The sequence below is a fragment of the Halopseudomonas sp. L-58 genome (genome assembly GCF_056859475.1).
This window is the reverse complement of record NZ_JBSXON010000047.1, coordinates 24,921-36,542: the sequence shown is the minus strand read 5'-3', so window position 1 is coordinate 36,542 and position 11,622 is coordinate 24,921. Positions and strand designations below refer to the sequence as shown.

General features: G+C 61.3%; 7 protein-coding genes. All 7 read right to left on the bottom strand.

Translation table 11 applies throughout. The features are described from left to right. Positions 1–63: 63 nt before the first annotated feature. A complete protein-coding gene (locus tag AC13EY_RS05440) occupies positions 64–834 on the bottom strand; it encodes a ParA family protein (protein WP_228245554.1) in 771 nt (256 codons plus the stop codon). A gap of 55 nt (positions 835–889) precedes the next feature. Next, positions 890–1,972, bottom strand: coding sequence for a uroporphyrinogen decarboxylase (hemE, locus tag AC13EY_RS05435; protein WP_228245555.1), 1,083 nt, complete (start codon positions 1,970–1,972; stop codon positions 890–892). Positions 1,973–2,086: 114 nt separating this feature from the next. Further along, entirely contained in the window at positions 2,087–3,505 is a 1,419-nt protein-coding gene (locus AC13EY_RS05430) for an FAD-dependent oxidoreductase (RefSeq protein ID WP_088277105.1), read from the bottom strand. Between the two features lie 108 nt (positions 3,506–3,613). Next, positions 3,614–8,065 carry a glutamate synthase large subunit gene (gene gltB / locus AC13EY_RS05425; protein WP_228245556.1) on the bottom strand — a complete coding sequence of 1,484 codons (4,452 nt, stop codon included), beginning with the start codon at positions 8,063–8,065 and terminating at the stop codon, positions 3,614–3,616. Between the two features lie 266 nt (positions 8,066–8,331). After that, complete coding sequence (locus AC13EY_RS05420) at positions 8,332–9,945, bottom strand: AAA family ATPase (protein WP_482876573.1); 1,614 nt, start codon at positions 9,943–9,945, stop codon at positions 8,332–8,334. Continuing rightward, positions 9,942–11,021, bottom strand: a complete 1,080-nt coding sequence (gene aroB, locus AC13EY_RS05415) for a 3-dehydroquinate synthase (protein WP_228245558.1) — start codon at positions 11,019–11,021, stop codon at positions 9,942–9,944. The genes AC13EY_RS05420 and aroB overlap by 4 nt, the downstream gene beginning before the upstream one ends. Before the next feature lie 87 nt (positions 11,022–11,108). Next, on the bottom strand, positions 11,109–11,618 hold the full coding sequence (gene aroK, locus AC13EY_RS05410; protein WP_228245559.1) for a shikimate kinase AroK: 510 nt from the start codon (positions 11,616–11,618) through the stop codon (positions 11,109–11,111). Between the last annotated feature and the right edge of the window lie 4 nt (positions 11,619–11,622).

The following is an 11,622-nucleotide window of genomic DNA, read 5'->3' as shown; positions in this document are numbered from 1 at the left end:
TGTTCAAGCCCAGCGCCGAGCATGCAGAAGGAAGCCCGGACGGTCAATCCGGACAGACGTGACTTATTGACTCTCGATGTGGTCGTGCAGCGCCATAAACTGCTGGGTCAGCTTGTGCCGACCGTCGAGGAAGATCAGCGGAGTGGCCGCCTCATGCGACTCGCGCATGCGTACCGAGCTGTTCAGATGAACCGGCAACACCGGCAACCCCTCGGCAATGAGTTCATCAAGCATCTTCTGCGGCAGCGCGGCACGCGGCTGGAACTGGTTGACGACGATACCTTCAACCGCCAGATCCTCGTTATGCTCTTCACGCACGTCTTCCAACTCGCTCAGCAGACCGTAGAGCGCCTGCCGGGAGAAGCTGTCGCAGTCGAACGGGATCAGCACGCGGTCGGCGGCAATCAGCGCCGACATGGTATAGAAGTTGAAGGCCGGCGCGGTGTCGATGTAGATGCGCTCGTAGTTGTCCTTCAGATCGTTCAGCAGCTTGCGCAGCTTCTGAATCTTGTAGCGCGACTCCAGCTTGTGCTGCAACTCGGCCAGCTCGGGGCTGGCCGGCATGAGCCAGAGGTTCTCGAACGGTGTCTCGGTGACGAAGTGCTCGGCCTTCTTGCTGAACAGGCCGCTGGACAGGGTCTGGGCAAAGAAGTCGGCGATGGTGGTATCGACATCCGCCATGCGCTCGCCCAGCAGGTAGTGACTGGAGTTGGCCTGCGGGTCCAGGTCAATCACCAGGGTCTTGTAGCCCGCCGCGGCACTGACCGCGGCGAGGTTGCAGGCGATGCTGGATTTACCGACCCCACCCTTCTGGTTGAACACTACCCTGCGCATACGCCTTCTCCTTGTTCAGTCGCTTCCGTCGTGCGCCATCTTGGCGCAGGAACCGTCAGACCACGATAGCATTCGGATCGTGATAGATCGCTGACAATTCATGCACCGCCTCGATAAAGGCACCGGCGTGAGCCGGGTCAACCTCGGGTGTAATACCGTGGCCCAGGTTGAATACATGGCCGCTGCCCTTGCCGTAGCTGGCGAGGATGCGTGCCACCTCGGCACGAATCGCCGCCGGCTTGGCGTACAGCACCGTCGGGTCCATGTTGCCCTGCAATGCAACCTTTGCACCAACCCGCGAGCGGGCGACGCCAATATCCATGGTCCAGTCCAGACCCAGCGCGTCGGCACCAGCATCGGCGATGCTTTCCAGCCACAGGCCGCCGTTCTTGGTGAACAGGATGACCGGAATCTTGCGACCGTCATGCTCGCGAATCAGACCGGAAACGATCTTGCGCATGTAGGCCAGCGAGAACTTCTGGTAGGCGTCGGCGGAGAGGTTGCCGCCCCAGGTATCAAAAATCTGCACCGCCTGGGCGCCGGCAAGAATCTGGCCGTTCAGGTAGCTGGTGACAGACTGGGCGAGCTTGTCGAGCAGCAGGTGCATGGCCTCAGGCTGGTCGTAGAGCATGGCCTTGGTCTTGCGGAAGTCCTTGGAAGAACCGCCCTCGACCATGTAGGTCGCCAGCGTCCAGGGGCTGCCGGAGAAGCCGATCAGCGGCACCCGGCCGTTCAACTCACGGCGAATGGTGCGCACCGCATCCATCACGTATCCCAGATCGTTCTCCGGATCGGGAACCGGCAGCGCCTCGATATCGGCCAGACTGTTAATCACCTTGCGAAAGCGCGGACCTTCGCCGGTCTCAAAGTACAGGCCCTGCCCCATGGCATCCGGAATCGTCAAAATATCGGAGAACAGAATGGCCGCGTCCAGCGGGTAGCGATCCAGCGGCTGCAGGGTTACTTCGCAGGCCATCTCCGGATTCATGCACAGCCCCATGAAATCACCCGCCCGTGCACGCGAGGCGCGATACTCCGGCAGATAGCGGCCAGCCTGGCGCATCATCCACACAGGGGTGACATCCACCGGCTGACGCATCAGCGCGCGCAGGAAACGATCATTCTTGAGTTCGGTCATGGGGGCACATCCAGTCGAAAAAGTCAGCGGCCATTGTAGCGGCAATTGGCGGGAAAGATCAGGGCCAGAAACAACAAGGGCGCCCGAAGGCGCCCCTGTATGTGTGACCGGTTGTCACACGCCGAGGAAGTCGAGGATACCCTCGGCAGCCTGGCGACCTTCGAAGATCGCGGTCACCACCAGATCGGAGCCGCGCACCATGTCGCCACCGGCAAAGATCTTCGGGTTGCTGGTCTGGAACTTGTACTGACCTTGCTCGGGCGCAATCACGCGACCCTGGCTGTCAGTCTCGACGTTCTTGTCAGCAAACCAGTCGGCCGGGCTCGGACGGAAACCGAAGGCGATGACCACGGCATCGGCCGGCAGCACTTCTTCGGAACCCGGAATCGGCTCGGGACTGCGGCGACCGCGGGCGTCCGGCTCACCCAGGCGGGTTTCAACCACCTTGACGCCTTCAACCTTGTCTTCACCAACGATGGCGATAGGCTGACGGTTGAACAGGAACTTCACGCCCTCGTCCTTGGCGTTCTTCACTTCCTTGCGCGAGCCCGGCATGTTGGCTTCGTCACGGCGGTAGGCGCAGGTCACTGCGGTCGCACCCTGGCGAATGGACGTGCGGTTACAGTCCATTGCGGTATCACCACCGCCGAGCACAACAACCTTCTTGCCCTTCATATCGATAAAGTCGTCAGCGGACTTCTCGAACCCGAGGTTGCGGTTGACGTTGGCGATCAGGAAGTCCAGAGCGTCGTATACACCAGGCAGATCTTCACCCGGGAAGCCGCCCTTCATGTAGGTGTAGGTACCCATGCCCATAAAGACCGCATCGTACTCGGCCAGCAGGTCGTCGATCATGACGTCCTTGCCGATCTCGGTGTTCAGGCGGAACTCGATACCCATGCCTTCGAATACTTCGCGGCGGCGTGACAGCACGCTCTTCTCGAGTTTGAACTCGGGGATACCGAAGGTCAGCAGGCCACCGATTTCCGGGTAACGGTCGAATACCACCGGGCTGACACCGGCACGCGCCAGTACGTCGGCGCAACCCAGACCGGCCGGGCCGGCACCGATGATGGCAACGCGCTTGCCCGTCGGCACGACGCCGGACATGTCCGGGCGCCAGCCCATGGCGAAGGCGGTATCGGTAATGTACTTCTCGACCGAGCCGATGGTGACCGCGCCAAAACCGTCGTTCAGGGTGCAGGCGCCTTCACACAGACGGTCCTGCGGGCACACGCGGCCGCAGACTTCCGGCAGGGTGTTGGTCTGGTGCGACAGCTCGGCGGCTTCGAGGATGTTGCCCTCGGAGACCAGCTTCAGCCAGTTCGGAATAAAGTTGTGTACCGGGCACTTCCACTCACAGTAGGGGTTGCCACAACCGAGGCAGCGGTGCGCCTGGTCGGACGCCGCTTCCGGCTTGAACTGCTCGTGAATCTCGACGAACTGGGTCTTGCGCACGCGCAGCGGGCGCTTCTTGGGATCTTCACGACCTACATCGATAAACTGGAAGTCGTTGTTCAAACGGTCTGCCATATCTCAACCTCTAAACTGCAGCGGCGGCTTCATCACACCACTGCAAGACTCATCAGGGCCAGCGGCAGGCTGGGGCGCTCGGTGCGCGGCAGCCTGCCTGCGGCGGCTTTATTGTGGGTTCGCTCGCGTGCTGGTCAGCAGGGCCCGCAGACTTGCGGCCTTCGGTTTGACCAGCCAGAAGCGGCGGATGTAGTCGTCCAGGTTGTCCAGCACCTCGGCACCCCATGCACTGCCGGTTTCGGTGACGTACTCGGTCAGCACCTGGGTCAGGTGGCTGCGGTACATCTCCATCGCCTCGTTGCTGATGCGGTGCAACTCGACCAGCTCATGATTGAGCTTGTCGAAGAAGGTATTGTCCATATCCAGCACATAGGCAAAGCCACCGGTCATACCGGCACCGAAATTGTGGCCGGTACTGCCGAGTACGCAGACCATACCGCCGGTCATGTACTCACAGCAGTGGTCGCCAGCGCCTTCGATGACCGCGTGCGCACCGGAGTTACGCACCGCGAAGCGCTCGCCGGCCACGCCGGCTGCGAACAGCCTGCCACCGGTGGCACCGTACAGGCAGGTGTTGCCGATGATCGAGGTCTGCTCGGAGCGGAACGGGCTGCCCTTGGGCGGTACAATGGTCAGCTTGCCGCCGGTCATGCCCTTGCCGACGTAGTCGTTGGCATCGCCTTCCAGATACATGTGCAAACCACCGGCGTTCCAGACGCCGAAGCTCTGACCGGCCGTGCCCTTCATGCGGAAGGTGATCGGTGCGCTGGCCATGCCCTGGTTGCCGTGTACCTTGGCGATCTCGCCGGACACACGGGCACCGATGGAACGGTCACAGTTGGTCAGCGACAGCTCGAACTCGCCACCGGTACGACCGTCGATGGCGGCACGCGCCATCTCGACCATCTTCTCGGCAGTCAGGCCCTTGTCGAACGGCGGGTTACGCGGCGACTCGCAGAACTGCGGCTTGTCGGCCGGAACGTCCTTGCTGAACAGCAACGGTTCAAGATCCAGGTTTTGCTGCTTGGCGGTCGTGCCGGGCAGGATTTCCAGCAGATCGGTACGGCCGATCAGGTCCTGCAGACTGCGCACACCCAGCTTGGCCAGCCACTCACGGGTTTCCATGGCGACGTAGGTGAAGAAGTTCATCACCATCTGCACGGTACCGATGTAGTGGTTGTCACGCAGGTGCTGGTTCTGGGTCGCAACACCGGTCGCGCAGTTGTTCAGGTGGCAGATACGCAGGTATTTGCAGCCCAACGCGATCATCGGTGCGGTACCGAAACCAAAGCTCTCGGCACCGAGGATCGCCGCCTTGATCACGTCCAGACCGGTTTTCAGACCACCGTCGGTCTGTACCCGGACCTTGCCCCGCAGATCATTGCCGCGCAGGGTCTGATGGGCTTCGGACAGGCCCAGCTCCCAGGGCGAGCCGGCATAACGGATGGAGGTCAGCGGCGAGGCGCCGGTACCACCGTCGTACCCGGAGATGGTGATCAGGTCAGCGTAGGCCTTGGCCACACCGGCGGCGATGGTACCCACGCCCGGCTCGGATACCAGTTTGACCGACACCAGCGCCTGCGGGTTGACCTGCTTGAGGTCAAAGATCAGCTGCGACAGATCTTCAATCGAGTAGATGTCGTGGTGTGGCGGCGGTGAAATCAGCGTCACACCCGGGACTGCATAACGCAGACGGGCAATCAGCTCGTTGACCTTGCCACCCGGCAACTGGCCACCCTCACCGGGCTTGGCACCCTGGGCAACCTTGATCTGCAGCACCTCGGCGTTGACCAGGTATTCCGGGGTCACACCGAAGCGACCGGAGGCGATCTGCTTGATCTTGGAGGTACGCTCGGTACCGTAACGGGCCGGATCTTCGCCACCCTCACCGGAGTTGGAACGCGCGCCCAGACGGTTCATCGCCTCGGCGATCGCCTCGTGCGCCTCGGGAGACAGTGCCCCCAGCGAGATACCGGCAGAGTCAAAGCGCTTGAAGATCGACTCCAGCGGCTCGACGTCATCCAGGGCAATCGCCTGCTGGTCGTCGCGCACCTTGAGCAGATCACGCAGCGCCGCAACCGGGCGGCTGTTCACCAGCGCAGCGTATTCCTGATACTTGTCGTAGCTGTCGCCCTGCACCGCATCCTGCAGCGCGCGGACCACGTCCGGGTTGTAGGCATGGTATTCGCCACCAAACACGAACTTGAGCAGACCACCCTGCTGGATCGCCTTGCGCGGGTTCCAGGCTTCCTTGGCCAGCAGCACCTGCTCGGCCTGCAGGTCCTGGAAGCGGGCACCCTGAATGCGGCTGGCAACACCCTTGAAGCAGACATCAACGACTTCGTCGGCCAGGCCCACAGCTTCAAACAGCTGGGCACCACGATAGGACGCGATGGTGGAGATACCCATCTTCGACAGGATCTTCAGCAGGCCCTTGGAAATACCCTTGCGGTAGTACTTGAAGGTTTCGTACAGGTCGCCAATGACTTCGCCGGTACGGATCAGGTCACCCAGCACTTCATACGCCAGGTACGGGTAGACTGCGGTCGCACCGAAGCCAATCAGCACCGCGTAGTGATGCGGATCACGGGTGGTCGCGGTTTCAACCAGGATGTTGCACTCGCAACGCAGACCGGTAGCGGTCAGGTGGTGATGCACAGCACCGACAGCCAGCGCCGCGTGGACCGGCAGCTTGCCCTGCTCGATAGCCCGGTCGCTCAGCACGATCAGCGTCTTGCCTTCACGCACGGCGGCCTCGGCCTGGGCGGCGATATCGCGCACGGCCTCGCCAAGCGGCGTGCCTTCAGCGACGTTGAGGTCAATGACGTGGCGCGCGAAACCGGGACGCTCGTCCAGATTCATGATGGTGCGCCACTTGGCCGGAGAGATCACCGGCGAGCTGAGAATCGCGCGATTGGCGTGATCGGCAGTCTCTTCAAAGACGTTGCGCTCGGCACCCAGGCAGGTTTCAAGCGACATGACGATGGCTTCACGCAGCGGGTCGATCGCCGGATTGGTCACCTGGGCGAACTGCTGACGGAAGTAGTCATAGACCGAACGCACGCGACCGGACAGCACCGCCATCGGCGTGTCGTCGCCCATGGAGCCGACCGCTTCCTGACCGTTCTCGGCCAGCGGGCGCAGCACCTGGTCACGCTCTTCGAAGGTGACCTGGAACATCTTCATGTACTGCTTGAGACGCTCGGCCGACAGGAAATCGGAGCCGTGGTCGCGATCATCCAGCGTAGCCTGGATACGCAGCGCGTTCTCCTTCAGCCACTTGCGGTACGGATGACGGGACTTCAGACGATTAGCCACATCATCGGTGTGCAGCACTTCGCCAGTCTGAGTGTCGACAGCCAGAATCTGACCCGGACCAACACGGCCCTTACTGACGACGTCTTCGGGCTGGTAGTCCCACACGCCGATTTCCGAGGCCAGGGTGATATAGCCGTTCTTGGTGATGACATAACGCGCCGGGCGCAGACCGTTGCGGTCGAGCAGACAGACCGCGTAGCGACCTTCGGTCAGTACAATACCGGCCGGGCCGTCCCAGGCTTCCATATGCATGGAGTTGTATTCGTAGAACGCCCGCAGATCGGCATCCATGGTCTCCACGTTTTGCCACGCCGGCGGCACGACCATGCGGATGGCGCGGAACAGATCCATGCCGCCGCAGATCAGCAGCTCCAGCATGTTGTCCATGCTGGAGGAGTCGGAACCGGTGGTGTTGACCAGCGGGGCCAGGCTGTCCAGATCGGGCATCAGATCGTTGGTGAACTTGTTACGGCGCGCCTGGGCCCAGTTACGGTTGGCGGTGATGGTGTTGATTTCACCATTGTGGGCAACCAGACGGAACGGCTGCGCCAGCGGCCACTTCGGCAGGGTATTGGTTGAGAAGCGCTGGTGGAACACGCTGATCGCGGTTTCCATTCGGGCATCGCCCAGATCCGGATAGAACTTGTCCAGATCGGCCGGCATCATCAGGCCCTTGTAGGACACGACCTTGTGCGACAGGCTGCAGACATAGAAGTTGCTGTCGGCCTGCATGGCGATTTCGGCCTTGCGGCGCACGTAGAACAACTTGACGGCAAATTGCTGCTCGTCCAGGCCCTCGCCTGATACGAACACTTGCTCAATACGCGGCATGCTGCTCAGGGCCAGCGGGCCGAGAACCGACGGATCGACCGGCACTTCGCGCCAGCCCAGACCGGTCAGTCCCTGATCACTCAAGGCGTCGGCAAAAGCCTGTTTGGCAGCGGTGCTGGCAGCCTCGTCGGCACCCATGAACACCATGCCCACGGCGTACTGGTCGGGCAGTTCGACCGCCAGCGTCTCGCGGGCAACCTCGCGCAGAAAACGGTCCGGCTTCTGAATGAGCAGGCCGCAACCATCGCCGGTCTTGCCGTCGGCGTTAATGCCGCCGCGGTGGGTCATGCACGTCAGCGCTTCAATTGCCGTCTGCAGCAGGTGATGACTGGGCTGGCCTTCCATGTGGGCAATCAAACCAAAGCCACAGTTATCCTTGAACTGATCAGGCTGGTATAGACCTGCTTTCATAGGCACTCTCTCAAAAAGCTAGTAAATTCGGGCGCGTTAGACTCCAGATCACAGAGAAATCTGGCCCTGCGCCGGACAAAAGGGGAGTAATTGTACACAGCGGCATCAGCGCCCACAATTTTTTTTGGGCAAAAAATGCCGCTTGGGCGTATCCAAATGTCGTAAATAGGAAACTTTTGCCACCCCTGCCAAGCGCCCGAAGGCGCTTTACCGACACTGCCACAGGTCGAGGCGCACCCGTCAGCCTTGCACCGACGGGCTCAGGCTCAGCGCAAACCGCCCTGAATGTCCCCAATGCTGCGCGGCCAGGGCTTGCTGTCGCGCAGAACAGCAGGCAGCTCGGCAATTCCGGCCTGGGCAGCCTGGCGGGAAGGATAAATGCCCTGCGTGACCACAAACCAGGCAGCACCCTGATGCGTCGTCTCGAAATAGCCCAGATCAGAGACGCCGGCGTGCTTACCGATAAAACTGCGGGCCGCCGCCTCTGAGCGCGTACCCAGCAACTGAACCACGTACTCGGAACCCGCGCGCTGACGGTACCACTGCGCGTCATGCGTAACCGATGACGCAGCGGACGCAACAACCGGCGCCGTAACGGGAGCAGGCGCTGGCGTCGGGGCTGGCGTCGGGGCTGGCGTCGGGGCTGCAGCTGGAGCTGGAGCTGGAGCTGGAGCTGGAGCTGGAGCTGGAGCTGGAGCTGGAGCTGGAGCTGGAGCTGGAGCTGGAGCTGGAGCTGGAGCTGGAGCTGGAGCTGGAACAGGCTGTGTCGAGGAATCGGATTGCGCAACCTCCAATTCGGGCGCACGAACCGGGACAGACTCATCGCCCTCTACCAGCACCGGCGCATCAACCAGGCCAGCGGTTGACGGCGCCATTTGATTACCACCGTTTTTCTGAGCAGAAGACGAGACCGGTACCGGCGGCGCAATCGGCTCAGGTGCCTCAATTTGCGCCTCAATGACCGGCTCCGGCAACTGCAGCACCGTGCGCTCCGGCTCAACCGGGGCTCGATCCCCCATGTACCAGGCCACGGCAACACCCAGCCCAATCAGGCCAAGCGCTGCCAGCGCCTTGAAGGGTATACCGCCTGAGCTTGAAGTGCGCGCTGCCAGTGGCGCCTGCTGCATCGCCCGAAGCATAACCTGACGTCCTGCCAGATTGATCCCGCCGGGCCAGCCGCCGCTGAGCCGGTGAATCTCCTCAATCTGCTCGTCGCTGAGCAGCTCGATTCCCTGACCGGCGCCTTCCAGGCGCTGGGCGAGATAGTCGCGGGTTTCGTTAACATCCAGCGCGGCCAGACTGACAACATGAACATTGCCAGCCTCCTCACCCGCAGCGGCAGAAGCAAAACGCCCCACCGATTCGCTATCGGCAAACAGGAATACCCGCGGTGCAAAGCTGCCGGCTTCAGCGATTTCACACAACATGCTGATGGCCGACGACTCAAGCAGTTCGGCATCATCAATGACCAGATAGAGCTGAATGCCTACCAGCTCGCTTTGCTGCGCCTTTTGCAGCAGACTGGCCACATCGCGCTGTTCGGTATTGAGCGCCTGACAAAGCTGGGCCAGCAGGGCCGCCTCAGACGCGTGCTCACGCGCAGACAATACAACACACTGAACGGTATCCTTGTTACTGCTGGCAACCAGCGCCTGGCGCAACAACGTCTTGCCGGCACCCTGCGGCCCCGCTACCACCAGCACCTTGTGGCCATAACGAGCGAGATGGTGCAACTCGGCGAGAACCGGCTTTCTTTTCGGCGTAAAGAACTTGAAGCCGGGAGCCCGCGCGGCAAAGGGATCGTGACTGAGCTGGTAATGCTCCAGCAACTCGTCCGGCTGACTCACCGCACTGAAAACCTCATCAAAACCATTACTCATTGTTCACTGTCCTGCAGGCATTCACGAAGCGCCAAGACATCATAATCGGCCGTCACTTCAGCGTCGCCAATCCGGCGCAGCAGCACCAGGCGCAGCTGACCGTCGAGAACCTTTTTATCCACTGCCATCAGGCGCTCAAAGTCGGACGCCCGCATACCGGCAGGCGCACGAACCGGCAATCCAGCTGCGGCGATGACGGATTCGCCACGCTTTCGATCAACATCCGAGATCCAGCCAAGCCGCTCCGACAGGTCAAGCGCCATGACCATTCCGGCGCCCACGGCCTCTCCGTGCAGCCAGCTGCCGTAGCCCTGGTGTGCCTCAATGGCGTGGCCGAAGGTATGACCCAGATTGAGAATCGCGCGCACACCGCCTTCGCGCTCGTCAGCAGCAACAACCTCGGCCTTGATAGCACAGGAGCGCATGATCGCCTCGGTCACCAGCGTCGTATCGAGTTGACGCAAGCCGACCATGTTCCGTTCCAGCCAGCCAAGAAAGGCTTCATCCCTGATCAGGCCGTACTTGATTATCTCCGCCAGCCCGGCGCTGACCTCACGACCCGGCAGGGTCTTGAGGCTGTCAGTGTCGATAATCACCGCCTTGGGCTGATAGAAGGCGCCGATCATATTCTTGCCTGCCGGATGATTGATGCCGGTCTTGCCGCCCACAGAAGAGTCAACCTGCGACAACAGGGTGGTAGGCACCTGAATGAAATCGACACCGCGCTGGTAGGCAGACGCAGCGAAGCCCGTCATGTCACCAATTACACCACCACCAAGGGCAATGAGCGTTGTTCGGCGATCATGGCGCTCCGCCAGCAGGGCATCGAAAATCTGCTGCAGTGTTGCCCAGTTCTTGTAGGCCTCACCCGTCGGCAAGACCACCGAGGTTACCTTGTAGTCACTGAGCACCTGCTGCAGAGACTCAAGATATAGCGGCGCGACGGTATCATCGGTGACGATGCACACCTGCCGACCGCCGATATGACGAGCGAACATCTCAGCCTGGGCCATCAGACCCGAGCCGATATAAATTGGATAACTGCGATCACCTAGATCGACATTCAGAACCTGCATCAATGCACTCCCCATTCAGCTGGCACAGGATACAACAGTCGCGGGAAGCTGCGATACGGGAGGGAGGAGAAGCAAAAGCTGTAAAACTCAGGCTTCCTGCAGCTTGGCCAGAATGGCGTTAACAACCACCTTGGGGCCGCGTTGATCCGTTTCGATGATCAGATCGGCAATTTCCCGATAGAGCGGATCTCGCTTGGCCATCAGGTCACGCAGCACCGCCTCGGGATCGGCGGTTTGCAGCAGAGGGCGCTGACGATCCTTGGCCGTCCGTTGCAGCTGCTGCTCGACACTGGTGCACAGGTAGACGACCAGACCACCGGATTTAAGCGCAGCACGATTGGCCGGGCGCATGACAACGCCACCGCCGGTCGCCAGCACGATTCCGTCCTCATGGACCAGCTCGGCAATCATCGCCTCCTCACGCTGGCGAAACCCCTCCTCGCCCTCAACATCGAAGATCCAGGGGATATCGGCACCAGTGCGCACCTCGATCTCTCGATCGGAGTCCTTGAAGGGGTATTTGAGCTCTTTGGCAAGCAAACGCCCGATGGTGCTTTTTCCAGCACCCATCGGGCCTATCAGAAAGACGTTACGCAAGAAG

Bases quoted from the DNA above. Each gene is read 5' to 3' on its own strand.
- AC13EY_RS05440 (WP_228245554.1), bottom strand. From the start codon at position 834: ATGCGCAGGGTAGTGTTCAACCAGAAGGGTGGGGTCGGTAAATCCAGC.
- hemE (WP_228245555.1), bottom strand. From the start codon at position 1,972: ATGACCGAACTCAAGAATGATCGTTTCCTGCGCGCGCTGATGCGTCAG.
- AC13EY_RS05430 (WP_088277105.1), bottom strand. From the start codon at position 3,505: ATGGCAGACCGTTTGAACAACGACTTCCAGTTTATCGATGTAGGTCGT.
- gltB (WP_228245556.1), bottom strand. From the start codon at position 8,065: ATGAAAGCAGGTCTATACCAGCCTGATCAGTTCAAGGATAACTGTGGC.
- AC13EY_RS05420 (WP_482876573.1), bottom strand. From the start codon at position 9,945: ATGAGTAATGGTTTTGATGAGGTTTTCAGTGCGGTGAGTCAGCCGGAC.
- aroB (WP_228245558.1), bottom strand. From the start codon at position 11,021: ATGCAGGTTCTGAATGTCGATCTAGGTGATCGCAGTTATCCAATTTAT.